General features: G+C 67.4%; 22 protein-coding genes. 11 read left to right on the top strand and 11 right to left on the bottom strand.

The genetic code is table 11. From position 1 onward, the window contains the following. Positions 1-38 precede the first annotated feature (38 nt). Positions 39-638 carry a TetR/AcrR family transcriptional regulator gene (locus tag ACQPYH_RS03155; protein WP_432886241.1) on the top strand — a complete coding sequence of 200 codons (600 nt, stop codon included), beginning with the start codon at positions 39-41 and terminating at the stop codon, positions 636-638. Here the strand turns inward: ACQPYH_RS03155 and ACQPYH_RS03160 are convergent. Together ACQPYH_RS03160 and ACQPYH_RS03165 are read right to left on the bottom strand one after the other, a co-directional pair. After that, positions 598-1,116, bottom strand: a complete 519-nt coding sequence (locus tag ACQPYH_RS03160; RefSeq protein ID WP_432886244.1) for a dTDP-4-dehydrorhamnose 3,5-epimerase family protein — start codon at positions 1,114-1,116, stop codon at positions 598-600. The two genes, ACQPYH_RS03155 and ACQPYH_RS03160, sit on opposite strands and share 41 nt — an antisense overlap. Then, a complete protein-coding gene (locus ACQPYH_RS03165) occupies positions 1,113-2,318 on the bottom strand; it encodes a DUF2786 domain-containing protein (protein WP_432886247.1) in 1,206 nt (401 codons plus the stop codon). Before ACQPYH_RS03165 ends, ACQPYH_RS03160 begins: the two co-directional genes overlap by 4 nt. Before the next feature lie 154 nt (positions 2,319-2,472). Here ACQPYH_RS03165 and ACQPYH_RS03170 point away from each other — a divergent pair, with 154 nt between their 5' ends. Continuing rightward, the gene (locus tag ACQPYH_RS03170) at positions 2,473-3,864 is read left to right on the top strand and encodes an FAD-binding oxidoreductase (RefSeq protein ID WP_432886250.1); all 1,392 of its coding nucleotides are present in this window, start codon (positions 2,473-2,475) and stop codon (positions 3,862-3,864) included. Here the strand turns inward: ACQPYH_RS03170 and ACQPYH_RS03175 are convergent. The 4 genes from ACQPYH_RS03175 to ACQPYH_RS03190 form a co-directional block, all read right to left on the bottom strand. Then, positions 3,839-4,810, bottom strand: coding sequence for a GNAT family N-acetyltransferase (locus ACQPYH_RS03175; protein ID WP_432886253.1), 972 nt, complete (start codon positions 4,808-4,810; stop codon positions 3,839-3,841). The genes ACQPYH_RS03170 and ACQPYH_RS03175 overlap by 26 nt on opposite strands. Before the next feature lie 40 nt (positions 4,811-4,850). After that, a complete protein-coding gene (locus tag ACQPYH_RS03180) occupies positions 4,851-5,879 on the bottom strand; it encodes an alpha/beta hydrolase-fold protein (protein ID WP_432886256.1) in 1,029 nt (342 codons plus the stop codon). 16 nt (positions 5,880-5,895) lie between these two features. Next, a complete protein-coding gene (gene argS, locus ACQPYH_RS03185) occupies positions 5,896-7,578 on the bottom strand; it encodes an arginine--tRNA ligase (RefSeq protein WP_432886259.1) in 1,683 nt (560 codons plus the stop codon). Between the two features lie 117 nt (positions 7,579-7,695). After that, entirely contained in the window at positions 7,696-9,843 is a 2,148-nt protein-coding gene (locus ACQPYH_RS03190; RefSeq protein WP_432886262.1) for a bifunctional glycosyltransferase/CDP-glycerol:glycerophosphate glycerophosphotransferase, read from the bottom strand. Positions 9,844-9,942: 99 nt separating this feature from the next. Between ACQPYH_RS03190 and ACQPYH_RS03195 the strand changes: the two genes are divergently transcribed. After that, the gene (locus tag ACQPYH_RS03195) at positions 9,943-10,716 is read left to right on the top strand and encodes a Fic family protein (protein ID WP_432886265.1); all 774 of its coding nucleotides are present in this window, start codon (positions 9,943-9,945) and stop codon (positions 10,714-10,716) included. 271 nt (positions 10,717-10,987) lie between these two features. Here ACQPYH_RS03195 and ACQPYH_RS03200 read toward each other — a convergent pair whose 3' ends face one another. Then, the gene (locus ACQPYH_RS03200; protein WP_432886268.1) at positions 10,988-11,797 is read right to left on the bottom strand and encodes an HAD family hydrolase; all 810 of its coding nucleotides are present in this window, start codon (positions 11,795-11,797) and stop codon (positions 10,988-10,990) included. A 403-nt stretch (positions 11,798-12,200) separates the two neighbouring features. Between ACQPYH_RS03200 and ACQPYH_RS03205 the strand changes: the two genes are divergently transcribed. After that, positions 12,201-13,880: a chitinase gene (locus tag ACQPYH_RS03205; RefSeq protein WP_432886271.1), complete on the top strand. Its 1,680-nt coding sequence runs from the start codon at positions 12,201-12,203 to the stop codon at positions 13,878-13,880. 2 nt (positions 13,881-13,882) lie between these two features. Next, a complete protein-coding gene (locus ACQPYH_RS03210) occupies positions 13,883-14,791 on the top strand; it encodes a helix-turn-helix domain-containing protein (RefSeq protein ID WP_432886274.1) in 909 nt (302 codons plus the stop codon). Here the strand turns inward: ACQPYH_RS03210 and ACQPYH_RS03215 are convergent. Together ACQPYH_RS03215 and ACQPYH_RS03220 are read right to left on the bottom strand one after the other, a co-directional pair. Then, positions 14,788-15,237 carry an aminoacyl-tRNA deacylase gene (locus ACQPYH_RS03215; RefSeq protein WP_432886277.1) on the bottom strand — a complete coding sequence of 150 codons (450 nt, stop codon included), beginning with the start codon at positions 15,235-15,237 and terminating at the stop codon, positions 14,788-14,790. The two genes, ACQPYH_RS03210 and ACQPYH_RS03215, sit on opposite strands and share 4 nt — an antisense overlap. After that, positions 15,234-16,454: an MFS transporter gene (locus ACQPYH_RS03220; RefSeq protein WP_432886280.1), complete on the bottom strand. Its 1,221-nt coding sequence runs from the start codon at positions 16,452-16,454 to the stop codon at positions 15,234-15,236. The genes ACQPYH_RS03215 and ACQPYH_RS03220 overlap by 4 nt, the downstream gene beginning before the upstream one ends. A gap of 71 nt (positions 16,455-16,525) precedes the next feature. Here ACQPYH_RS03220 and ACQPYH_RS03225 point away from each other — a divergent pair, with 71 nt between their 5' ends. Both ACQPYH_RS03225 and ACQPYH_RS03230 read left to right on the top strand, forming a co-directional pair. Then, positions 16,526-17,413 carry a LysR family transcriptional regulator gene (locus ACQPYH_RS03225; protein WP_432886283.1) on the top strand — a complete coding sequence of 296 codons (888 nt, stop codon included), beginning with the start codon at positions 16,526-16,528 and terminating at the stop codon, positions 17,411-17,413. An 88-nt stretch (positions 17,414-17,501) separates the two neighbouring features. Then, a complete protein-coding gene (locus tag ACQPYH_RS03230) occupies positions 17,502-18,296 on the top strand; it encodes a hypothetical protein (RefSeq protein ID WP_432886286.1) in 795 nt (264 codons plus the stop codon). A gap of 35 nt (positions 18,297-18,331) precedes the next feature. On the opposite strand, the gene ACQPYH_RS03235 is transcribed toward ACQPYH_RS03230, so the two are convergent. After that, positions 18,332-19,876: a cellulose binding domain-containing protein gene (locus ACQPYH_RS03235; RefSeq protein ID WP_432886289.1), complete on the bottom strand. Its 1,545-nt coding sequence runs from the start codon at positions 19,874-19,876 to the stop codon at positions 18,332-18,334. A 30-nt stretch (positions 19,877-19,906) separates the two neighbouring features. Beyond that, positions 19,907-21,631, bottom strand: a complete 1,725-nt coding sequence (locus tag ACQPYH_RS03240; protein ID WP_432886292.1) for a glycosyl hydrolase family 18 protein — start codon at positions 21,629-21,631, stop codon at positions 19,907-19,909. 205 nt (positions 21,632-21,836) lie between these two features. Here ACQPYH_RS03240 and ssd point away from each other — a divergent pair, with 205 nt between their 5' ends. From ssd to ACQPYH_RS03260, 4 genes are read left to right on the top strand one after another with little or no spacing between them, the layout of a single operon-like run. Further along, positions 21,837-22,913 carry a septum site-determining protein Ssd gene (gene ssd, locus ACQPYH_RS03245; protein WP_432886295.1) on the top strand — a complete coding sequence of 359 codons (1,077 nt, stop codon included), beginning with the start codon at positions 21,837-21,839 and terminating at the stop codon, positions 22,911-22,913. A gap of 35 nt (positions 22,914-22,948) precedes the next feature. After that, on the top strand, positions 22,949-24,124 hold the full coding sequence (locus ACQPYH_RS03250) for a TadA family conjugal transfer-associated ATPase (protein WP_432886298.1): 1,176 nt from the start codon (positions 22,949-22,951) through the stop codon (positions 24,122-24,124). Continuing rightward, entirely contained in the window at positions 24,121-24,939 is an 819-nt protein-coding gene (locus ACQPYH_RS03255; protein WP_432886301.1) for a type II secretion system F family protein, read from the top strand. The genes ACQPYH_RS03250 and ACQPYH_RS03255 overlap by 4 nt, the downstream gene beginning before the upstream one ends. Beyond that, a complete protein-coding gene (locus tag ACQPYH_RS03260) occupies positions 24,932-25,648 on the top strand; it encodes a type II secretion system F family protein (protein WP_432886304.1) in 717 nt (238 codons plus the stop codon). The genes ACQPYH_RS03255 and ACQPYH_RS03260 overlap by 8 nt, the downstream gene beginning before the upstream one ends. The last annotated feature ends 9 nt before the right edge of the window (positions 25,649-25,657 follow it).

Consider the following 25,657-nt stretch of genomic DNA (forward strand, 5'->3'; position numbering starts at 1 on the left):
CAAGCGATATTCTGGGCGGACCTGTGCGAGGAGGTTGGATGGCGCCGCAACCGCTGCCGTGTGCGCGGCCGAGCCGTGCGGACGCGGCCCGGAATTACGACCGCCTGGTGACCGCCGCCCGGGAGACCTTCGCCGAGCACGGCACCGACACCTCGCTGGAAGAGATCGCCCGCCGCGCGGGCGTCGGCATCGGCACGCTGTACCGCCGGTTCCCGAGCCGGACCGCGCTGCTCGAGGCGGTCTACGTCGAGGAGATCCAGTCCGTCTGCGATCGCGCGTACGACTTCGACCGTGAGTTGGAGCCGTTCGATGCGCTGGCCGCGTGGCTGCGAAGCTTCCTCGGGTACGGCCTGTCCAAGGGCACCCTGGCCAGCGAGCTTACGGTTGCCCTAGGCAAAGACTCGCCGTTCTTCAAGGCCTGCAAGGTGAACGTGCAGGAAGCCGGGAAACTCCTGCTGGACAAGGCGAAAGCCGCCGGTGAAGTGCGGTCGGAGCTCGAGCTGGCGGATGTGATGCGGCTCGTCGGCGGAATCAACATGGGTCGCGACATCGAGCCCGAGCAGGCGAACCGCTTGCTCGACATCGTGCTGTGCGGGCTCAGGCCCGCTGCTCCCGCAGCTGCGCCAGCGAAGGGTTAGCCGCGTCCCGCTCGGTGTAGTTGAGCTCCTGGACCGGCCACTCGATCGCCAGCTCCGGATCGAACAGATCCACGGCGACTCGCTCCGGAGACCAATGCGAGTTCACCAGGAAGTTGTACGTCGTGTGCGGCGTCACCGTGCAGAACGAATTCCCGACGTCACGCGGCACATACAACGCCTGCTCCGGACCGAGCTCGAACGTCTCCACCCGGCCGAAGGTCTCGTTGTCCCGCAGGTCGACGATCGCCGCGAACACCCGGCCCGATGACGGGGACATGTACTTGTCCCACGGCTCGGCATGGATGCCGCGGACGATCCCGGCTTCGGCGAAGTACGCGACGTTGTGCTGTACGACGTCCATCCCGAGCTCGGCCAGCTTCTCGCGGTGGAAGTTCTCCTTGAACCATCCGTCGTCGTTGGGCTTCACCTCCAGCGCGATCCGCAGTACTCCGGGGATCGTGGTCTCCTCGACCTTCACCGGCGCACCTGCCGGCGGGCGTCGAGCTGGGCCTGGTCGGCGGCGGTCAGGCCTGCGTGCCATCCGGCGCCGTTGGTGATGCGCGTCCGCCGGGTCGTCGTGTTCGGGAACAGTTGCGCGAACAGCGCGTCCGCCTGCTCCTCCCGCTTCGCCAGCACCGGCAGCAGCCGACCCGCATCCGCTTCCGGTACGGCGGCCTGGGTCGCGGCGGCGGTCTGCTCCAGCCGCTCGCCGATCCGCAACGCATACGCCATCAGGAACGACTGCCGGAACGACCGCGTCCTGGACTCACCCCGATGGCCGATGTGCTTGCCAGCGGCAATCATCGCCCGATTCGCCTGCACGAGCAGGGAGGTGCTGAGGATCTCGGTGTGCTGCAGATCCACCTCGGCGCCGACGATGGTGACCACGGCCAGGTCGTCGATCACGACCGTCCGGCACCGGTTCGCCGAGGCGACCGCGCCGACCAGTTGAGCCTTGGCGGAGACGTACGGCGTCTCGACCCACAGCCGCCGCGCAGCCGAGTCGTCCGGGATCTCCACGTCCGCCTCGACCAGCGCACTGTCCAGCGAGAACTTGGCCATCAACTCCTGCGCCTTCCCGGACAGCGCCTCCGCCTCATCCGGGAACTCGGTCGCCTCCGCCTTGGCGAGCAGCGCGCGAATCCGCGCCAGCATCTTCCCGTTCGCCGGCACGACGTGGTGCGCCTGGCGGACCGTCGTACCAGGCAAGGGAAAGATCCGAGCCAGCACCGGGAGCGTCTGGAGGAAACCGGCCAGGGACAGCGCGTGGTGCAAGGTGAGGTAGCGGCCGACGCGGGCACCGGCGGCCCACGCGGTCAGGCTCAGCGCGGTGAAGGGCTGAGGCACGCCCAGGTCAATCAGTTGCTCGAGCCAGCGAGAGTCGATCGTCGCGGCCTTGTATCCCACGTGTTCAGCGGAGATCGCGGCCAGCAGCAAGGGCTCGACGCCCGGATCGAGACTGCGACGGCCGTGCTGTGCGACATCAGCGGGTGTCCAGCCGCGCTCCCATGTGGTGCGGAGGAGGCCGGTGAGGAACGCCTGCAGGCAACGATCCACCTGCGCCTGGTCGCGTTCGTCGTACGCGCCCAGGCGGGCCAGGTGTTCGTCGGCGCGATCGTCGCGCACCGCCACGACCGCGGCCGTGATCGGTAACAATCGCAGGATTTCCTCGTCACTCACGTCGTCGAGTCTGACACTCACCGAAGTTCCTGCCCAAACGGGAATCCGTTCCCTTGTGGATAACCCCCGTCACTCTGCAGGCTGCCCGAAAGGACGCTGACGCAGCGGAGCCGGGCACCTAGCCTGGCGGCAAGACATCGGGGAGGGGACTGTAATGACGCAGACTGTGGGGGAACTGCGCGCGGCCGTGAGCGGAGCCGTGTTCGCACCGGAAGATGACGGGTACGACACGGCACGCCGGCTGTGGAACGCGGAGCACGTCCGGGAGCCGGCGGTGATCGCCCAGGTTCATTCAGCCGAGGACGTGCAGGCAGCCGTCCGGTACGCGGTGGCCGAGGGGCTGGAGATCGCCGTACGCGGCGGTGGCCACAGCATTGCCGGGCTGTCGTCGGTCGACGGCGGACTGATGATCGACCTGAGCCGGCTCAACCAGGTCACGGTCGATCCCGAAGCGCGGCGTGCCCGCGTCGGCGGCGGAGCGCTGCTGCGGGATCTCGACGCTGCTACGCAGGCGCACGGCCTCGCCGTGCCGGCCGGGCTGATCGGCCACACCGGTGTCGGCGGGCTGACGCTCGGCGGCGGCATGGGCTGGCTGACCCGGATGCACGGGCTCACCATCGACAACCTGGAGTCGGTCCAGCTGGTCACCGCGGACGGCAGCATCGTGCGGGCCGCGGAGGACGAGAACACGGACCTGTTCTGGGCCGTGCGTGGTGGCGGCGGCAACTTCGGCGTGGTCACCGAGTTCGAGTTCCGGCTGCACCAGGCCGGGCCGATCGTGAACTTCGGCCTGGCGTTCTGGGGGCAGGACCAGGGTGCGGAGCTGCTCCGGGCGGCCCGCGAGGTGATCCCGGCGCTGCCGCGTGAGGTCAACGTGGTGATCGCTGCCTTGAACGCGCCGCCGGCGCCGTTCGTCCCGGAGGAACACCACTTCAAGCCAGGGTTCGCGCTCGTGGTGGTCGGGTTCGGTTCGCCCGAGCAGCACGCCGACGCGGTGGCTCAGCTGCAGGCAACGCTGCCGCCGCTGTTCCAGATCGTCACGCCGATGCCGTACGTCGCCGTACAGCAGTTGCTCGACGAGGCGAACGGCCCAGGCATGTACCACTACGAGAAAGGCGCGTACCTCGAGACGCTGTCCGACGAAGCGATCGACGTGTACACCTCACAGCAGGTGCACAAGACGTCGCCGATGTCGGCCGCGATGATCTACCACCTCGACGAGGGCTATCTCGAGACCGACGACGACGCCACCTCGTTCGGCGGGCAACGGACCGAGCGCTATGCGATGTTCATCATCGCCACTGCGCCCGTTCTCGAAGCCCTCGAGCCGGAGCGCGCCTGGGTGCGGACCTTCTGGGACGCCATCCAGCCGCACGCGGTCAACATCGGCAGCTACGTGAACGGCATGGCCGATCCGGACCCGGCCCGGATCCGGGCGTCGTACGGCGACAAGTTCGAGCGGTTGGTGGAGCTGAAGCGGAAGTACGACCCCGACAACGTGTTCCACCGGAACCAGAACATCAACCCAGCGGCAGTTGGTAGCTGATGAACTTCTTGTGAGTGACGAAGCCGAGGCCCTCGTACAGCCCGAGGGCTCCGGTGGGGTTGTCGGCGTCGACGCCGAGCGCGGCCCGCTGGTACCCGGCCTCTGCGGCCTTGGCGAGCACCTTCGCCAGGGCCGCACGGGCCAGTCCGCGCCCGCGGTAGGCACGCCGGGTGCCGACCTGACCGATGTACAGCTCCCGGACCCCGGTCACCTCGGTGTCGGCGTCCCACTCGAAGGCGTTGACGTACGCCGCGATGGTGTCGCCGTCGAGGACGTAGTACGACTGCTGGCCGCGGAAGTTGCGTGAGCCGATGCTCCGGGCTCGCCACGCCTCTGGAGTGGGTGGCGACCAGCCCCAGTGGTCGGAGAAGGCCTCGTAGTGGGCCTGCCGCAGCGCCTCCTCGTAGGACGTGTCGTACGACCTGAGCTTGAGTCCGTCGGGCACCGGCGCGTCGGGGACCGGCTGGTCGAGCGGCCGGCGCATGTCGAAGAAGTAGCGCTCCTCCTCGAAGCCGAGGTTGCGCAGCATCTGGTTCGCACCGGCGTTGGTGTCGCTCACGCCGGTGCCGACCAGACCGGGGGAGTCCGGGTGCGTGGCCGTGTGCACCTCGCCGGCGCGCTGGATCAGCCAGCGCATCAGCGTCGTGCCGAGGCCCTGCCGGCGCCATTCCGGGTGGATGGCGCCGTCGGTGTTGACCCGGTCCACGTCCACCACGGCGGACTTCCCGTACACGATGCCGTAGCCGATCATCCGGTCGCCCGACCACAGTCCGATGGTGTCCCGGGCCAGGTCGAGGTTCGGATGCTCAAGCTCCTCGGTGAGGTCCTCAGGGCCGAAGTTCTCCCCGTTCTGGTCGACACTCTCCTTGGCGGCCACCAGCTCCGCCCACGCTTCGACGTCACCCTTGTCGATCGGGCGCGCCTGAATCCCCTCCGGCCAACTCATGGCACGAAGGTACGACGTCCATGGTGCCAAGGCACGTCAATTAGCTCAGTTGTTCGGCGAGCCATCGCACCGCCAAGGGATAGCGGTACTCGATACCGCCGTGGGTGCCCTCGAACAGCTCGAAGTGGATCCGTCCGTCCGGTAGACCGGCCTGCTGGGCGGCGCGGTGGAACGCGGTCGCGCCCAGGTCGAGGTAGTACTCGTCCTGCTTGCCCGCATCGATCCACACTGCACGCAGCGAGCGCAGCGCATCGGCGTACTGCGGCTCCTTGACCATCTCGACCGGGTCCCGCGACAGCCAGCGCGCCCAGACCTCCGGGACGATCGACCCCAGGTCGTCGAACGGCAGTAGTACCGTGCCGTCGGGCTCAGCGGAGTACGCCGACGCGTAGCCGTACATCTCCAGCAGGTGCAGGTCCTCGTTCGTCGTACGGCCGGTCCGAGTGGCCAGCTCCTCGAAATATTTCTCGTAGCTGCCGTCGTACTTGTCCCGCAGCGTCCGCGCACGCTCCGGGAACTCCGGCCGGTAGCAGACGTCGAAGAGCGCGTCACCGGCGTGGGTAGCCAGCGCCCCGAACACGTCCGGCCGCAGCAACGGCATCACCATCGCCGTGTACCCGCCACTCGACTTGCCGGTGACGGCGCGGTGGTCGCGGTCGGGGATGGTCCGGTACGTCGCGTCGATCCACGGCACGATCTCGTCGCACAGGTACGACTGGTACTGCCCGGTGCCGGGTGAGTCGAGGCACTGGCTGCCGCCGTACTTCGTCCAGGAGTCGACGAACACCACTACTGCCCGCGGCACGCTCTCGTCCGCGAACATCGCGTCCAGCAGCTCCGGGTACGGCTGGCGGAACGGAGTCCGGTTGAACCACATCCCGACGTGACCGGTGTACCCCATCGTCACGTAGATGGACGGGTAGCGGTCCTCCGACTCGTCGTACCCCGGTGGCAGGTAGACCAGCACCGGACGCTCGTGCGGATCGCCGAGCGGGTTCCCGCGCAGCAGTTCGCTCGTGAACGTCAGTTGGTCCAGGCGTCCGTTGAGTTCAGCCGACCACGGCAGCATCCGTACCTCCAGTGAGTCACATCGCGTCAGGGGCCTCGATACCGAGTAGGCCGAGTCCATCCTGCAACACGGTGCGGGTTGCGGTGCAGAGGGCGATCCGGCTTGCTCTGGTCGTGCCTTCGCTGCCGAGAACCGGGCACAGCTCGTAGAAGGTGGAGAGGGCGGACGCTACGTCGTACAGATAGGTGCAGAGTCTGTGCGGCTGGAGCGTCTCGGCGACCTGTGCGGCGGTCGCTGCGAAGCCGGTGAGGAGGAGGGCCAGCCGCTGCTCGGCGGGGTCCTTGAGTTCGGTGACCTCTGTCGACGCCTCAGCCTTGGACAGGAGTCTGGTGAGCCGGGCGTGCGCGTACTGGAGGTACGGTCCGGTGTTGCCGGTCATCGCGACCATCCGGTCCAGGTCGAACACGTAGTCGTTACCCCGGTCGCTCGACAGGTCGGCGTACTTGACCGCGCCGATACCGACTGCCCGTGCGGTTGCAGTCCGGTCGACGCCGTCTCTGCCTTCTAGTAGCGAGTCGGCCCGGGCAACTGCACTGTCCAGTAGTTCGACCAGCTTGACCGTGCCGCCGGCTCTTGTTTTGAAGGGCTTTCCGTTCGGTCCGAGGACGGTGCCGAACTCCACGTGCTCTGCCGGCACGGTCTCCGGTAGCCAGCCGGCCGTCCGGGCCAGGGTGAAGATCATGTCGAAGTGCAGCGCCTGCCGGTGGTCCACGACGTACACGATCCGGTCGGCGTGCAGGGCGCTGATCCGGTGTCTGATCGCGGCCAGGTCTGTTGCGCTGTAGCCGAATCCGCCGTCGGACTTCCGGACGATCACGGGGAGCGGACTCCCATCGCGGCCCAGGAATCCGGGGAGGAACGCGCACATTGCGCCGTCCGATTCGGTCAGGAGGCCCTGGTGGTCGAGTTCTGCGACGATCTGCGGGAGGTCGTCGTTGTAGGCGCTTTCGCCGACTACGTCTTCTCTTGCCAGGTTTGAGCCGAGCAGGGCGTAGACCTTCTCGAAGTCATCCAGGGAGACATCGACCATGTGTTGCCAGCCGGCCAGCGTCTCCGGATCGCCGGACTGTAGTTTGACGACCCGCAGTCTGGCCTTGTCGGCGAAGTTGCCATCAGCATCGAAGTGCTTCCGAGCCCGCTCGTACAGGTGCTGCAATCCCTCCAGATCAAGGGATTCCGCGGTCCTGCCCTCCTCGAGGAGCTGCTCGATCATCATCCCGTACTGCGTTCCCCAGTCGCCGACGTGGTTCTGCCGGATCACGTCGTACCCGACGTACGTCAGCACGTTGCACAGCGCGTCGCCGATGACCGTCGACCGGAGATGACCGACGTGCATCTGCTTCGCGACGTTCGGCTGCGAGTAGTCGACGACGACCCGCTGGCCGTTGCCGGTAAAGGATTCGGGCTCGTTGACGGCCTTGGCCAGTGTCGACGGCAGCAACGTCAGGTTGATGAAGCCGGGTCCGGCGATGGACGGCTTCTCGCAGAGGTCGTCGATCTGCAGTTTCTCGATGAGGCGCGCGGCGACGTCCCGCGGAGACAGCTTGAGTGCATTACCGATCCGCAGGGCCAGATTGCTCTGGTAGTGGCCGAACTCCGGCTTGGTCGCCGCCCGCAGTTCCGGGTCGTACGGCGTACCGAAGGCGGCCTCGGCGGCAGCGGACAGTCTGGTGGCAAGGACAGGCAGAACTGCGGACATAACGGGGTCCTTCGAAGAGACGCGACTGGAACAGGCTGGGGTGTTCAGACAGCGCGTCGTCGTCGCAGGCTGAAGCTCACGCGCGCGGCGTGGATGGGCTTCAGGCTGATCGACATGTCAGCCATTATGCACGAAGTACGCCGAGGGTGCCGGTGACCGGTCGGCCAACGGCACGATCGCCGGTACGTCGGTCTCGCCCAGGAAAACCCGCCGTACGACGCGCCCGGCCGCCTGCCCGTCGTCGAACTCGCAGAACTTCTCCCGGTAGAGGTGCCGGTGCTTGGCCGCCTCCGGCGTCGCGAACGTGCCGTTCCGCAACGCGGCGAACAGCTCGTCGGACGACCGCGCCACCACCCCGGGCGGGAAGTCGGCGACGTCGAAGTACGTCCCGCGCCGGCCGTTGTAGAAGCCTTGGTCCTCGACGTGCAGCATGATCGGCCGGTCGAGGTTCGCGTAGTCGAAGGTGATCGACGAGTAGTCCGAGATCAGTACGTCGGCCGCCAGCATCAGGTCCTCGACCCGCGGGTGCCGGGACACGTCGATCACCTTGCCGTCATGCAACTCCGGTGCCTTGGACAACGAGTAGTGTGTCCGCACCATCACCCGGCCATGGTCGCCGGCGGCGTTCGCCAGCTGGTCCAGGTCGAGCTGGATGCCGCTGCCGCCGAGATCCATCAGCCCGGTCGGCAGGCGGACGGAGTCGACCCCGTCGCGGAACGTCGGCGCGTACAGGATCACCAGGTGCGAGTCGTCGTACCCGAGGCTCGCCCGGATCGCCCGGACCTCGTCGAGGGTCGCGGTGAGCAGCCGGTCGTTGCGCGGATAGCCGTACTCGAGCTCCTCGAAGTACGCCGGGTAGGTGCGTTCCCAGATCTCCGAGGAGTACCGGTTCGAGGAGAGGTTGTAGTCCCAGCGGTCGACCTCGCGCATCAGCTCTTCGAGGTCCAGGCCCTTCCCGGCCTGCGGGAAGTTGCGCAGATCGGTGCCCATCGTCTTGAGCGGCGTGCCGTGCTGGGTCTGCAGGTGGATCTGGCCCTCGCGCTTCTCGAGCTCCTTCGGCCAGTTCATGTTGCTGATGAAGTACGTCGCCTTGCTGAGCAGCTTCTCGTACGCCGGGGAGTCCGCGACGACGTACTCGATGCCTTCCGGGATCGCGCTCAGGTGATCGTTGTCGACCACCCACACCCCGCGAATGTGCGGCGCGAGCTCGGCCGCCTTCTCGTAGATCGCCCGCGGGTTGCAGGCGTACTGCTTGAACCAGTACGCCGTGTACGCGGCCAGGTTGGGGTCGAGCTTGCCGCGGCGCAGCATCTTGCGGACCGTCTTGCGCGGGCTCTGGCCGTGCAGCATCCGCGAGCTGAGCTTGAGGGTCGAGTACGTCGCGTAGTCGTCGTGGATCAGCAGCCAGCGTTTGAATCCGCGTGCCGTCCGGTCAGTGGTGTAGCCCTCGGGCTTCCAGCGCTTGGCGAACGCGTGGGCCGCGTGGAAGAACTCGGCCCGGTCGTCGGTGTCGATCCGCTCCGGCTTCGCGAGTACGGCGACGATGTGGTCCAGCGACCGGTCGAACACGAACCTGCGCCAGCCGGCCAGCTCCGGGTCGGACTGGATGAACGCGTGCACCCGGTCGTACTGGTCGAAGATGTCCCACTGCCGGCGCCCGCTGGTGGCGTGGATGTTGCCGCCGGTCCGGTGCTGCCGGTAGTGCACGACGACCCGGTCCAGGGTGGCGATGCGCTCGGCGGTCAGCATCGTCGAGTACGTCCAGGGCGCGTCCTCGTAGAAGCCGGAGGTGAACGCGAAGCTGTGCCGGGTGAGGAACTCCCGCCGGTACGCCTTGTTCCAGACCACCTCGAGGAAGGTCAGGAAGATCGGCCGCTCGGCCGCGGTGAACACCCCGGCGCCCTCCCGCGCGAACGCCTCCTGGCGCTGACTCGCGACCACGCGGCCGTCCCAGAAGATCCGCTCGTAGCCGAACAGCACGATGTCCGGCTCGTTCGTGTTGTCGATCCGGGCGGCGATCGCGTCCAGCGAGCCCGGCGTATAGCTGTCGTCGGCGTCCAGGAACAGCACGTACTCGCCGCGGCACTCCTTCAGCCCGGCGTTCCGGGTCAGCCCGAGCCCGATGTTCTCGTCCAGGTGCAGTGCCCGGACCCGCGGGTCGGCCGCGGCGTACTCGTCCAGGATCCGGCCGGAGCCGTCCGGGTCCGCGTCGTCGACCCCGATCACCTCGAAATCGGTGAACGACTGGCTCAGCACAGAGTCCAAGCACGGCCGCAACCATGCCCGCGAGGCATGGCAGGGGACCACGATGCTGAACCTGGGGACGGTGCCGAGCGCCATACGACGTCATCCTAGGGTGCTGGCATGAGTACTGATGTGTTCGAGCCGTTGGCTGGGCTGGAGGGGGTCGGGTCGGCGGCGGCTGCGGCCCGGGATGCGGTCGACGTACTGCTCCGGGACCGGGGGCTGCGCCGGGTGGGTTCGGACATGACTGCCGAGGCCCTGCTGCGCGGCGCCCACGCGTCCGCCGCCCTGGCCGGCAGTACGTCGACGCCCGACGAGGTACGCCGGGGCGCAGCCGACGGGCTGGCCTCCGGCGCGGTCCGGCTGACCGGCGAACTGATGGCGCTCGCGCCGCAGCTGGACAAGGCTCCGGTGCAGGTCTGGACCAGACTGCACCAGTTGGCGGCGGCGGATCTGAGCGGCGAGGACCAGTTGGGTCATCTTCGGACCAGTCGGGAGCCGGTGCCTGACGACATCCCGGGGCTGCCGCCGGCGCCGGGCGCGGACGAGATGTGGGAGCGGTTGAGCGCTCTCGCGCAGAACCTGACCCGCCCGACCAAGGCTCCCGGCCTGGTCGTGGCCGCGATCGTGCACGCCGAGCTCGCCGTCCTGCGCCCGTTCCCGAGCGCCAACGGACTGGTTGCCCGGGCCGCTGAACACTGCCTATTGGTTGCCCGAGGCATCGATCCGGTGGCGGTCACGGTGCCCGAAGGCGGTCACTATGTGTTGCAGGCTTCGTATGCGAGCGGGTTGACCGACTACGCAGTGCAAGGATTGACCGGAGTCCGTGATTGGCTGCTGCGGTCCTGTGAAGTCGTGACAAAAGGTGCCGAGCTGTCGCCGCTCGTGTCCTGAGCCCACATGCGGACGGCGTTCTCAGATTGAGAACGCCGTCGCTGGCACAACATCCTGGTTACCATGCGTGCACCGGTTTGCCGCCACAGGTCTGGCCTGGGTCGCGCTGCCCGTTTGGGATGGGCTGGTCGCCGCGTGGGTGCCTGGTTGCCGTGCAATCTCTACCGGACCCGAAAGTCCTTTGTGCTTCCTTTGTACTCCTGAAACCCCTTTCTGGGAAGGGGATGCGGTGTCTTCATGGAGTTGAGAACAATGAAGCTATCTTCAGCCTTCAAGCACTCCGCGAACGCCGGCGCGAGGCCAGCAACAGTGCCCCGGCGGCGAGCGCCGCGATCACGCCGGCGGCTACGGCGGGTCGCCGTACGCCATGGAAACCCGCGCGTTCGACCGGCTCGGCGAACTCCAGCACCGGCCATCCGCGTTCGACCGCGATGCGCCGCAACGCCTTGTCCGGGTTGACCGCGAACGGGTGCCCGACCGCGGCCAGCAGGGGCTCGTCGGTGATCGAATCCGAGTAACCGTAGGAGGTTGGGAGGTCGTAACCCTCGGCAGCGGCCAGCGCCTCGATCGCGGTCACCTTGTTCGGACCGTACGCATAGTCGGCGATCTCACCGGTGTACTTGCCGTCGGCAACTACCATCCGGGTGGCGATCACCTTGTCGGCGCCGAGCATCGCGCCGATCGGCTCGACCACCTCGGCGCCGGACGACGACACGATCACCACGTCCCGGCCGGCCGCGTGGTGCTGCGCGATCAGCTCGACCGCCTCGGTGTGGATCATCGGCCGGACGATGTGGTCCAGGGTGTCGGCGACGATCGCCTTGACCGTCGCGACGTCCCAGCCGGTACACATCGCCGAGATGTACTCGCGCATCCGCTCCATCTGGTCGTGGTCCGCGCCGCCGAGCAGATAGACGAACTGGGCGTACGCGCTACGCAGCACCGTACGGCGGTTGATCAGTCCGCCGGCGTAGAACGGCCGGGAGAACGCAAGCGTGCTGGAGCGCGCCAGAATGGTCTTGTCCAGATCGAAGAAAGCCGCCGATCGAGCCATCCCAGGGTGCGCCATGGGACCGAGCATAGGCAGCTGAGAGAAACGCCGAGGGACCCGGGCTTTTGCCTGGGCCGGTATCCCGTTAGACTGGGTTTCAGTGTGACAGTGACACTGGCCGGAAGTGCTCGATCGAGCACTACTAGCGCTCGGGTGACACGTGATCGGTTGAAATCGAACTGAGATGTGTGGATCCTGGTTTCGGGGGGTACATACCTCCTGACAGTGGCAGACTGTCGCCTCCTGAACGGCCCCCGGCTCCTCCCCCCGAGCCCGTGGCCGAAGACGGCCCCCGGTCACCCCCCCGCCGGGGGCCGTCGCCTTTCTCCAAACAGCCAAGTAAGCGTAAAGATTCTTGCTTTCTGGGCGTGAGAGCGTTCCCACTTTATGCAGGGTCTTGACAATGTAATTGCCTGGTCACAGGTTGTAGAACATGAAACCGCCTGCGTACCGCCCCCAGGCAGCGGTCGTCATCAGCCTGCTCGCCGTACTCATGGCCTTCCTGGCCCCCGGTTCCGCCTCCGCGGCTACCAATCTCGTCACGAACGCCGGCTTCGAGTCCGGCACGCTGTCGGGCTGGTCGTGTCCGGCCGGCGGCGTCACGACGTCCGCTCCGCACTCCGGCTCGTACGCCCTCCAGGCGACCCCGAGCGGAAGCGACATCGCCCAGTGTTCGCAGTCGATAGCGGTACAGCCCAATACGGCGTACACGCTGTCGGCGTGGGTCAAAGGATCGAATGTCTACCTTGGTGTGGACGGTGGTCCCAGTACGTGGACAACCTCGTCCGGTTGGAGCCAGTTGACCGTTCCGTTCACCACGAGCGCCTCGGCGACGTCGGTGACGATCTACGTCCACAGTTGGTACGCGCTCCCGGCGTACCAGGCGGACGACGTCGTACTGGATGGTCCTGGCGGCACGCCGGACACCACGGCGCCGTCGACGCCAGGTGGTCTGACGGTCGGCAGCCCGACCTCGAGCTCGCTGAAGCTCAACTGGTCTGCTGCGTCCGACGCGAACGGGATCGACCACTACGACGTGGTCCGCGGGACCGGAGCCGCCCAGAGCGTCGGCAACGTCACCAGCTGGACCGCTACCGGTCTGACTGCTTCTACGACGTACTCCTTCAAGGTGCGGGCGTGCGATCCGAGCGGCAACTGCTCGCCGTACGGCGCAACCGTGTCGGGCACGACATCGGATGGTGGCACCAACCCGCCTGTCGGCAACCTGCCCGCCCATGTGCTCACCGGCTACTGGCAGAACTTCAACAACGGCGCGACGGTGCAGAAGATCTCCGATGTGCCCGCGGCGTACGACCTGATCGCAGTGGCCTTCGCTGACGCCGACTCGTCCCGGACGGGTGCCATCACGTTCAACCTGGACAGTGCTGGGCTCGGTGGTTACACAGTCGCGCAGTTCAAGGCCGACATCGCGGCGAAGCAGGCGGCCGGTAAGAAGGTCATCCTGTCTGTCGGCGGCCAGAACGGCACCATCTCGGTTGCTGATCCCACCGCGGCGGCCAACTTCGCATCCAGTGCACTGTCGGTGCTGCGTACCTATGGATTCGACGGGATCGACATCGACCTGGAGAACGGGGTCAACGCGCAGTACATGGGTCAGGCGCTGCGTAGCCTGCAGAGCCAGTTCGGCAGCGGACTCGTGATCACGATGGCGCCGCAGACGATCGACATGCAGAGCACGTCGTTCGAGTACTTCAAGCTGGCGCTGGCGATCAAGGACATCCTGACCATCGTCAACGTGCAGTACTACAACTCCGGCTCGATGAACGGCTGCGACGGACAGGTCTACTCGCAGGGCTCGGTCGACTTCATCACCGCCCAGGCCTGCATCATGCTGCAGGGCGGGCTGCGTCCCGACCAGGTCGGCCTCGGCCTGCCGGCGTCGTCGCAGGCGGCGGGTAGCGGGTACGTCTCGCCGACCGTCGTCAACAACGCCCTGGACTGCCTGACCAAGGGCACCGGCTGCGGCAACTACAGGCCGAGCTCCCCGTGGCCCTCGCTGCGCGGAGCGATGACCTGGTCGACCAACTGGGACGCGTCGAACGGTAACCAGTTCGCGAACCAGGTCGGCAGCCACGTGCACTCGCTGCCCTGATCATGCACAGCTATCGACCGGCTCCGGTGCTGGAGGCGCTCGGCGTCTGCTCGGAGGACGAGCAGCTCTACCGGGCGCTTCTGGCCCGACCGGAGTCCACAGCCACTGACCTGACCACGTTCGTCGACTGGCCCGCCAACCGGGTCGGCCGGCATCTACGCTCCCTGCTGTCGCTCGGCCTGGCGTCCCGTACGCCAGGCCGTCCGGCCCGCTACGTACCCGCAGTACCGGAGGCTGCGGTCGAGCTCCTCGCGCTACGGAAGCAGACCGCGATCGTCGAGGCCCGGCTGGGTGCTTCGGTGCTGACTGCCGAGTTCCGGCAGCCGGACGCGTTCACCGTGATCCGGGGCGCCGAGGCGCTCGCGCAGCGGTTCTACCAAGCGCAGCAGTGCGCCCAGGACGAAGTACTCGTGCTGGACCGCATGCCGTACGCCGTGGAGCCGCGTCGGGCGCATGGCGTGAGGTACCGAACGATCTACGACATGGCGTCCTTGTCGGAGCCCGGCGATCTGATTGCGGCCCGATCGTCGGGCAGCTGTCGGATGCTGCGCGACGTGCCGCTCAAGTTGATCGTCATCGACCGCCGGACCGCTCTGCTCCCGACGTCTTCCGATGTGGTCGTTGAGCTGGGGCCTTCCAGCCTGCTGGACGCACTGCTTCGTCTCTTCGACCTCTTGTGGCAGCAGGCGAGTCCATTGACGCCGGCGGTCTCCGAAGGCCCGCTGACGTCGGACGACCAGCAGCTCCTGTCCCTGGCTGCGGCAGGCCTGACAGACCAAGCGATAGCCCGCCGTCTAGGAGTCGCTCAACGAACCGTAGAACGCCGAATGCAGCGCATTCTCAAGGCACTGGACGCCACCACTCGCTTCCAGGCCGGACTCCGCGCTGGACAACGCGGTCTGCTCGTCTAGTCGGTGACGTCAGCCACCGTTGCGTTCAGCGCCTCGGCGAGCGCCTGGGCGTCCACGGTGATGCCGACGCCGTGGTCCCCACCGCCGATGGAGATGGTGCCGGTGATCCGCTCGTCCACGATCACCGGCCAGGCACGCGTGCTGCCGAGCGGCGTGATCGTCCCGCGGACGTAGCCGGTGACGTCGAACGCAGTGTCCTTGTCCGGCATCGAGATCCGGTTCACGCCGAGCAGCGCCCGCAGCTTCGGCCACGCGATCTCGCGGTCACCTGGCACCAGGATGAACCGGTAGTCGTCGTCCGACAGCCGCACGACGATCGTCTTGATCAACCGGGCCGGCTCGATACCCCGCGCCGCCGCGGCCTCCTCCAACGAGTTCGCCCGGCCGTGCCTGGTCACCTCGTAGGTGAGCCCCAACTGGTCAGCCGCATCCGTCGCCTTCGTCACCCGGCTAGTTTCGCATTCGTCTGCTTGAGCAGCACGGAGAGGACGAGGCTGATTGTGAACAGAGCCCCGGCCTCGAGTGCGACCCCGGTCCAGCCTCCGTGACTCCACGCCGTACCTGCCAGCCCGCCGAACACCGACGACCCCAGGTAGAAGGAGAAGAGGTACATGCTGGACGCCTGTCCGGTCCCGACTCCGCTTGCGTGCGCTCGAGCCGGCACCCAGCCGCTGGCCACTCCGTGTACCGCGAAGAACCCGGCTGTCATCACTGCCAGTCCCAGCACGATCAGCGGCAGCGGAGCGGCGAGCGTGATGGCTACTCCGGCCAGAGTGATCAGACACCCGATCGGCACGACTGCGCGTCGCCCATAGCGGTCGGCGAGGGTCCCTGCCGTCGCTGAGCCGGCCGATCCGAGCAGATAGACACAGAAGACCAGCCCTGCTGCTCCAGCACTCAGCTGGTACGGCGAGCCGGACAGTCGGAAGACCGCTCCGTTGTAGACAGCGACGAACGCACCTACAGCCGTGGCGGCGATGCCGTAGAGCGCTAGCAGGGCCGGATCCTTGAGTACCTGGACCGAGAACAGATCGCGTCGGCGAGGGGCTGGGCTTGGACGGAAGTTCCGCGACGCGGGGAGAAGCAGCCAGACGACCGCGGCGCACAGTACGCCGACCGCGGCGATCCCAGCGGTCGCGAACCGCCAACCGCCGAGGTCTGACAAACCTCCCGCGATGAGGCGCCCGGCCATGCCGCCAACCGCAGTACCGGCGATGTAGAGGCCGCTGGCTCGCGCGTGACTGTCCTGGTGCACCTCCTCGCGCAGATAGGCCATCGCGACAGCGGGCAGACCGGCCATCGCGATTCCCTGCAGACCCCGCAGCGCCAGCAGCGTGTGCCACGTCGGAGCGAACGCGCTGAGCAGTGCGAACCCGGTGGTTGCAGCGACCGACCAGCGCATCAGGTTGGTACGGCCGAGGACCTCAGACGCCGGACCGGCGACCAGAAGCGCGAGACCCAGTCCAAACGTGGCGAACGACACGCTGAACGCACTCTGGCTGGGGGAGACATGGAACGCGTCGACGAGCTGGGGCAGCAGTGGCTGCGTGCTGTAGAGGAGAGCGAACGTGGCCAGTCCGGCCGCGAACAGTGCGACGGAGAGCTTGCGGTACTCCGGGTCTCCGGGCAGGTACCCGGTCTGGCGGACAACGGACTGGTGCATGTCTTCGACAGTCGCACGCCCGGAGCGATACGTAAAATGTCAATCCCGGCAGAAATCGATACGCTTTCAGTATGCATATCGAGGATCTGCGGTGGTTCGCCGTACTCGCGGAGACCGAGCACCTGACCGAGGCAGCCGCGGCGCTGGGCACCAGCCAGCCGAATCTGTCCCGGTCGCTGCAGCGGGTCGAGCGAGCGTTCGGGGTGGCGTTGTTCGAGCGGGAACGCCGTGGCGTGCGGCTGAATCCGTACGGTCGGCTCGTGCTCGAGGCCGCGCGGGCCGGGACGGCTGCGGTCGACACCGCTCGTAGGCGCATTGATGCGCTCGTCGACCCGGAGTCCGGGACCGTGCGGCTGGCGTTCCTGCACTCGGTCGCGACGAGCCTGATGCCGGACCTGCTGAAGGCATTCCGCGCGGACGCGCCGAATATCGGGTTCGCGCTGCGGCAGGAGCCGGCGCACGACATCGTCCAGGACCTCGAGACCGGTGAGGCCGAGATCGCGATCGTCGCGCCGCGGCCGGACCCCGCTCACTTCGGCTGGCATTTGCTGGAGCGGCAGCGGCTGTGCCTGCACGTGCCGCCTGGGCACGCTCTGGCTTCTCGGCATCGGGTCGAGCTGGAGGAGGTCCGGGACGAGCCGTTCGTCGCTCTACAGCCCGGCTTCGGCTTCCAGAGGGTGACGGACCGGTTGTGCCAGGCCGCGGGCTTCACTCCGCGGTTCGCATTCCAGGCGACTGACCTCGCGACGATCGACAGTCTGGTCGGTGCGGGCCTCGGCGTGGCGATCCTGCCGGCCGGTGCGGTCCGCGGGAACGACAGCGGCGCGGTGTCTGTCCCGCTGGCCGGCGTACAGGCCCGTCGGGAGATCGGGATGGCGTGGCGGCTGAGTACGCCGCTGACGCCTGCGGCGGAGCGTTTCCGGACGTTCGTCCGATCCCGGCGGGTCACGTCCAGCTGACTGTTATGACAACGACTTCCGTAGCGTTCGTCCAATTTTCCAGGTGTCGACTTGCAGAGAGAGGCCTTTCCACCGCACTCTTTCCTGCGTGAGGAAGCGCCTGGGTTCGTTCCGACCGAGTCGCCGGCTGCTGTTCGCAGCCGGGACGGCGGCGGCTGCGTCGACGGTTGCGGCGGCATCCGCGGCCTCCGCGGCTGAGGCGGTCCCGGTCTCCCCGCAGTCAGAGGCCGATGGTGCGACCGGACTGGCCTATCTGGGTAACTACGGCTCCGGTGTGCTCGGCGCCTGGGCACGCCAGGCCAGGGCGATCTCGAACGAGGCGCAGATCCGCAGGACGCGGGAGAACGACGGCGTCTTCATGTTCGGCGACAGCATCGGCGTCCAGGACGGACCTGCGTTGGTCCGGCAGTTGGCGAAGCTCGGCATCATGACCGCCGTTCACAACTGGGCCGGCCGCCCGGTCACGCCCGCGGTCGACGCGCTGGACACCTGGGCCCAGGACTACGGTCTGCCCCATCGGATCCTGATGTCGGTAGGCTCCAACGACATCTTCACCCCGCCGGCGCTCGCTGCCCAGGTCGACCGCACCCTGCAGATCGCCGGCCCGGAGCGGACCGTCTACTGGGTCAACGTCCAGGCCGCCCGGACCGCGTTCATCCCGGAGATCAGGCTCGCCGACCAGCGCAACAGCGCGTGGATCAATCTGCAGCTCGCCGAGGCAGCTCGACGCTACGACAACCTGCGGATCATCCACTGGGCCGAGCACCTGGCTTCCAGCCCGAACCGGCTGGCCCGCTACCTCCGCGATGGCCTGCACCCGTCGGTCCCACTCGGACAGAACGCCCGCAACAGCCTGATCATCGAAGCGATCAAGGCCGGCTGAGCGCGGCTCGTCGCCGCACCCAGCCGGACCCTGTCTCAGAAGCCCGCGGTAATGCGGGTGAAGTCCCAGTCGCCCTGGGCGATGCCGCTGCAGTTCGAGACCACACCGCCGCCGGCGCAACCGCGGTCGCGGTTGACCGACCAGAACGCCAGCCGGCCGAGCCCGTTGCTCTTGGCCCAGTTGGTGATGTTCTGCCAGGTCGCCGTCGTGGTCATCTCCTGCTGGTCGGACAGACCGTTCATGCCGGAGATGCCCTGGTGCGCGTACGCCTCCGCGGTGGACCAGCCGAAGGTGGACTTCAGCTTGTTGTTCAGGCCCTGGGACGCGCCGACCGTGTCGTTGTAGATGTTCGAGCTGCCGAAGTCGAACGGCATCAGCGTGAAGATGTCGATGTTCGCGCCGAGTGCCTTGGACTGGTCGATCAGCCGGTTGCCGTAGTACGTCGGACCGGTCGTCGACGTACCGAACGTGACGATGGTCTGGATACCCGGGTTGTTCTGCTTGACGATCTTCAGCGCGGTCAGGATGCGGTCCTGCACGGCCTCGTTCTCGAACTCGTCGGAGTTCTCGATGTCGATGTCGATCGCCTTCAGGTTGTAGGCGCTGATGACCTGCTGGTACGCACCGGCCAGCGCCTCGGGGGTGCTGCAGTTCGGGCCGAGCTTGTTGCCGCTCCAGCCGCCGAACGACGGTACGACGTCACCGCCGCCGGCCCGGATCGCCGCGATGGCGCTAGCGTCCGCCCCGCCTTGGAGCGGCCGGGTGCTGTCCCAGGCCGGGCTGCAGCCGCCACCCGACAGGACGAACGCCATGGTGAACCACTTGATCCCGGTGGCGTTCATCACGGTCGACGGGCTCGGCGGGTCGCCCCAGCCCATGTAGAGGTACGGAGCGGCCTGCTTGGTGCCGGTGTTGCCGCCGCCGGTGCCTGTCGTGACCGAGACGGTGTTGCTCTTCGGCCCCTCACCCGCGCTGTTGGATGCGCTCACCTGGTACGAGTACGCCGTGTTCGCGCTGAGGCCGGAGTCCGTGTAGGACGTGCCGCTGGGCGAGCCGACCTTCGAGCCGTTGCGGTAGATGTTGTAGCTCGTGGCGCCTGATGCCGCGGACCAGGACAGGTTGACCGACGTACCTGACGCCGTACCCGAGAGGCCTGTCGGTGCACCTGGTGCGGTGCCGCCACCGCCGCCTGAGCAGGAGCCGCCGTTCAACCGGCAGGACGCTACGCCGGCGAAGTTGCCCGGACTGCCGTTGAAACCGAAGCTGACTGTCGCACCAGGAGCGAGCGGGCCGGCCCAGCTCGGCGGAGTGAACGTATGCGTCTGTCCGCTGCTGGTGTGGTTGGCGTCCCAGGTGCTGGTGACGGTGTAGCCGGACGGGAAGTCGAGCGCGACCGACCAGGTGCTGAGGGAGCTGGTGGTGCCGTTGGTGACAGTCACCTTGCCCTCGAAGCCGCTGCCCCAGTCGGACACTTTGGTGAAGGTGGCAGAGACTCCTGCCGCGCTGGCCGCCTGTGCGGTCAGCAGAGCGATGACCACGGCCGAGATGGCCGCTATCGCCAGGGTGATACGTCGTTTCATGATGCTCCGATCAGTTGGGGCGGTACGTGATCAGACCTGGCCCCAGAGTGCGGGGACGTTCGGTGGCTCCCAGCCGGTCAGGGATGTGTGGCCCTGGATGCACCTGTAGGTGACGCCGTTGTAGGTCACCAGCGCACCGGTTGCGTACGTCGTGTTCGGCGCCCACGGAGTGGCCGATGTGGGCGGCGTCGTCGGCGGCGTGGTGGGAGGCGTGGTCGGGGGAGTTGTGGGAGGCGTTGTGGGCGGAGTGGTTGGTGGCGTGGTGGGCGGCGTCGTCGGAGGGCCGCTGCAGCCGGCGGTGTCGGCGTTGACCGAGTCGACCACGTTGTTGAAGAGAGTCACACCCGGGTCGAGTGCCTCGAGGGAATACATCATCGCGCCGGCCAGACCGTTGCAGTGCTGGTAGTCGGCCTTGGCCTTGATCGACTGGGCGTTGTCACCGGACCAGAACGTGCCGTTGCTGTAGAACCACGAGGACTTCGTCGCGTCGTCGAAGTACGTCGACGACGGGTTGTCGACGAAGCCGGTCAGCTCCTTGTAGAACGAGACACCTGGCACGTTGCCGCTCAGCGCATGTCCGTCGGCCGGTCCGGTCGCGGTCTGGTACTTGCCGTTGGCAGTGGCCGGCACACCCTTCCATCCCCTGTAATAGAAGGGGTATCCGATGCTCAGCTTGTTCGCCGGGAACCCACCGGGGATGCCGTACGCCGAGTCGCCGGTCGTCCACGCCTTCACCGCAGCGTCGACGGAGTACTTGCCCTGACCAGGTGGGATCGGGTTGCTCGGGTCGTTCGGTGCTGTGTAGAGCGGGTCCTGGAAGTTCGTCGGCCCGGCGGCTTCCCAGCCGCCGTGCATGTCGTACGTCATCACGTTGTTGTAGTCGAGGTACTGCCCGATCTTGTTGGTCTCGATCGTGGCGATCTTGTCCTGGCCGGCCGGGGTGGCGGCGGTCAGGTAGTACCGCTTGCCGGTCTGGCTGCCGTACGCAGTGAGCTGGCTGCGGAACTCGGCCAGCAACGACGTGAAGTTCTGCTTGTCGGCAGCGCTGTAGTGGTTGCCGACGTGACCGTTCGGCGAGCCCGGGTACTCCCAGTCGATGTCGACGCCGTCGAAGATGCCTGCTGCAGAACCAGCGCCGCCGAAGCCGTCGATGACCGGCAGGTCGCCCTTGAGGAACATGTTCACGCAGGAGCTCACGAGCGCCTTGCGCTTGGCGTCGGTGGAGGCGGCGTCGGAGAAGTACTTCGAGTACGTCCAGCCGCCGATCGAGATCAGGATCTTCAGGTTCGGGTACTTCGCCTTGAGCTTCTTGAGCTGGTTGAAGTTGCCCTGGATCGGCTGGTTCCACACATCGCCGACCCCGTCGACGCTGATATCCGCGCCGTACGACTTGCCGTAGTCCGCGAACGCGTCACCCGCGCCGTCACCGGCGCTCGGGTTGTTCTCGTCCTGCGAGGCGGCCTTGTTGGCCATGAAGCAGGTGTGGTTCGTCGGATCGATGTTCGCGAACGCGTAGTTCAGGAAGTCCAGCTTGCCGGCCGCGCCGGTGGTGATCAGGTTCTTGGGGTAGAAGCCGTTGGCGTAGATACCCCACTGGGTGAAGTACGCCGTCTTGACGCCGCCGCTGGACGCCTGCGCTGTCGTCGCGGCGTTGGCAGTGGTGGCGTCCTGGCCGGCGAGCGAGACGCCGGCGGCGGTGAGCAGGGCGGTGGCCGCGACAGCTGAGGTGGCGGCAAGCATGCGTAATCGACTCATCAGAGATCCTCCGGAGCGATGGGACGGAAGCGGTCCGGTGAAATTTAGTTAAAGACGCTTCGAAAGGAACCGTAACCGTTCCCGGCTAGTTGGTCGCCGCCTCGTCGTGGCGGGTTCCCGCTGCTGACGGAAACCCGACAACGCTTTGTCCACAGGGATTCCACTCGCGTGCCCGAAGCGGGCCGAACAACGGCATCTTCTTGGCATGGACACGAAATCACCAACCACCTCGGTGCTCATGGCAACTACCAACGAAGCCCTACTCGACGATCTGTTGCGGTTGGCTGCGGCCGCTTCGGTCACACCCCTGGTCGAGCCGGACCTGCACGGCCTCCGGCGCAACTGGCAGACCTGCTCGCTGGTTGTGATCGGCCGCGACCTGGCCGAGCCGTTGGCCCGCCTCCAGCCCGCCCAACGACCGGGAGTCGTCGTGGTCGGCTCCGCCCTCGACGGCGACGATCTCTACCGCTGTGCCTTCGATGTCGGCGCTGATGTGGTGTGTCGGTTGCCTGACGACGAGTCCTTGCTCGCCGGCAAACTGAGCGACGCGCTGGACGGTGTGAATCGCAAGGCCGTCACGCTGGCCTTCGTCGGCGGCTGCGGGGGAGCGGGAGCCACCACGCTCGCCGCCGCGGTCGCGGTCCTTGGCAATCGGCGCGGATACCGGACGATGCTCATCGACGGCGATCCACTCGGCGGCGGCATAGAGCTTGCCCTAGGCATCGAACGCGATCCCGGCGACCGCTGGCCGAAGTTGTTGAACGCTTCGGGTCGCGTCAGTGCAGCGGCCCTTCGCTCTGCGCTGCCATCCGTCGACGGCCTCGCCGTACTGTCCTGGGATCAGTCCGACGTCACCGTGCTGCCGCCGGACACCATGAGCTCCGTCATCGGTGCCGCCCAACGGAGCAACGACCTCGTCGTCCTGGACCTACCTCGTCGCGCCGACCCGACCGTCGAGGAAGGCTTCATCCGCTCCACCGCGACCCTCCTGGTCGTCCCCTGCGACGTCCGCTCTGTCGCGGCAGCCAAACGCCTCTCCGGCCCTCTCCGCTCCGTCGCCGGCGACCTCCGCGTAGTGGCCCGCAGTACCCGCCCCGCCCTGTCGGCTGCCGACGTATCCACTCACCTCTCCTTGCCTTTAGCAACAAAACTGGGTATCGACCGCGCCCTCCCCGCCGCCATGGATCAGGGCCGCTTCACCCCCAGTCCTCGAAGCCCTCTGACCCGAGCCGCCACCACCCTGCTGAACCTCTTCAACCTGGCCGACCCGGCAGCGGCATGAGCGTCCCCGTCCTACCTATCCGAGTTGGTGATTCTGTGACCACCGCAGTCGTCCCCGCCGACCTGCTCGACCGCGTCCGCGGCACGCTGGCGGTCACCGGCGCCGAGCCCAGCCCCGTCCAGGTAGCGGCAGCCCTCCGCGCCGACGGCACCATCTGCGGCGACGCCATGGTCCTCGCTGTCGTCACCGCGCTCCGCCGAGAAGCCCTGGGCGCCGGCCCACTCGACAGCCTCCTGGCCGAGCCAGGCGTAACCGACATCCTGGTGAACGGTCCCGACGAGGTCTACATCGACCGCGGCAGAGGCCTCGAGTTCGTGGCCATCCGCACCGGCGACGAACGCGCCATCCGCCGCCTAGCCACCAGACTCGCCGCCGCCGCAGGCCGTCGCCTCGACGACTCCACGCCGTACGTCGACGTCCGCCTCTCCGACGGCACCCGCTTCCACGCCGTACTCGCCCCGATCGCCGCCCCAGGCACCTGCCTGTCCCTCCGCGTCCCCTCCCGCAAGGTCTTCACCCTCGACGACCTCGTAGCCGCCGGCGCACTCCCGCAGGCCGGTGTGACAATCCTCCGCGACCTCCTCGACTCCCGGCTGGCGTTCCTCATCAGTGGCGGCACCGGCACAGGCAAGACGACCCTCCTCAACTCCCTGCTCTCCCTCGCCGACCCGTCCGAACGCCTGGTCCTGGTAGAAGACGCCAGCGAACTGCGTCCCGACCACCCACACGTAGTCCGGCTGGAAGCGCGCCCGCCCAATGTGGAAGGCACCGGCGAAATCTCGCTCCGAGACCTCGTCCGCCAAGCCCTCCGCATGCGCCCGGATCGTTTGGTAGTAGGCGAGGTCCGCGGTCCCGAAGTCGTAGACCTCCTGATCGCGTTGAACACCGGCCACGAAGGAGGCTGCGGCACCATCCACGCCAACTCGGCCGCCGACGTGCCGGCTCGCCTAGAAGCGTTGGGTGCCCTGGCCGGCCTCACCCGAGAAGCCATCCACAGCCAGATCACCTCAGCCCTGCACGCCGTGATCCATCTGACGCGAACTCCTACCGGCCGCCGCCGGATAGCCGAGATCCACACCTTCACTGCTCATCCCAGCGGCCCACCAACCACCCACCCAGCCGTCACCTTTCACCCTGACAACACCCTCACCCTCCACCCACCCGCCCACCTCTTCACCAAGCTCCCCGCGACTGCGGTGGATGCGGCATGACCCCAGCCTTTCTCGCCGCTGTCCTGACCCTCCTGACCTGCGCGCTCGCGCTTCCACCGCCAGCCGCAGCCCTCCACCGCCTGCAAACCCACACCGGCAAGCGCCCCAACCTCACCCGCAGCCCGCTACGAACCCGACTAACCCGAGCTGCCCTCGTGGCCCCTCCAACCGCCTTGGCCACCGCGGTCCTCGGCCCTCAAGCCCTCGTCTCAACCCTCGCGGTCGCCGCAGTACTGATCCTGATCGCCAACCAACGAGCCCAACACCAGCAGCAGAAGTCCACTGCCACCCGCCGCGCCACCATCATCGAAGCCCTCGACGTACTGGCCGCCGACCTGTCTGCCGGCCGCCCACCTATCGCTGCCCTCGAAGGCGCAGCCTCTATCAGCCCCGACCTAGAAGTAGCTCACGCCGCAGCCAAGCTCGGCGCCGACGTCCCCACCGCCCTGATCCGAGCATCAACCAAGCCAGGCGCCGCCAGCCTCCGAGCTCTCGCTGCCGCCTGGCGAGTTACCGAGGAATCCGGCGCCGCCTTCGCCGCCCTCGCTGAACGCCTCGCCAACTCCCTCCGAGCCGACGAAGCCATCCACCGCCAAACCGAATCCAGCCTCGCCGGCGCCCGCTCCACCGCCCGAATCCTCGCCATCCTCCCCGCCTTCGGCATAGCCCTCGGCTACGCACTAGGCGCCCACCCCCTCACCTTCCTCACCGCCACCCCACCCGGCTGGCTCTGCCTAGCAGCAGGCCTGACCCTCACCACCGCAGGCCTCCACTGGACCACCCGCCTCTCCCGAACCGAAGCTCCGCATGTCTGAGGCCTTGGCCGCCGCCACGGCAGTTGCCCTAAGCACCTATCTGGCACTCCCGCCCCGCCCCAACCTCCGCCGCCTAACCCGCCCCCAATCCCGCACCAGCCCGCGAACCCCACCCCACCACCGCCTAGCCGCAGCCACCACAGCCCTAGGCGCCCTACTCGTCATCGGCATCCCCTGGGGCGCGATCCCAGCAGCCATCGCCCTGTACGCCGTCCCGCGAGCCCTCGCCCGCCTGGAACCAGCCGCCACCAAACAACGCAACGCCCAACTGGCCCGCGACCTCCCACTAGCCATCGACCTACTAACCGCCTGCCTCCGAGCCGGCCGCCCACCCCAACACGCACTAACCCTCGTAGCCGAGGCCCTCCCCGGCCCGCTGGCCGACCTCTTCACGAAGATCGCCCACCACCTGGCTCTCGGCGCAGACCCAGCCACCGCCTGGGCTCACCTACGCGCCGAACCCGCCTGCGCCCCCATGGCCCGAGCCATCACCCGCTCACTCCGCTCCGGCGCCCCACTCTCGAAAACCCTCGAACACCTAGCCGACGAAACCCGCCGCTCCCACCACCACACCGCCGACCAACAAGCAAGAGCCACCGAATCCCGAGCCGCCCTCCCCCTAGGCCTCTGCTTCCTCCCAGCCTTCGTCTTCCTCTCCATAGTCCCCACCATCGCCGACTCCCTGATCCCGTACCTCCTGACCCCGTAATCCACAACC

The sequence above is a fragment of the Kribbella sp. CA-245084 genome, assembly GCF_050942355.1.
Classification (GTDB): Bacteria; Actinomycetota; Actinomycetes; order Propionibacteriales; family Kribbellaceae; genus Kribbella.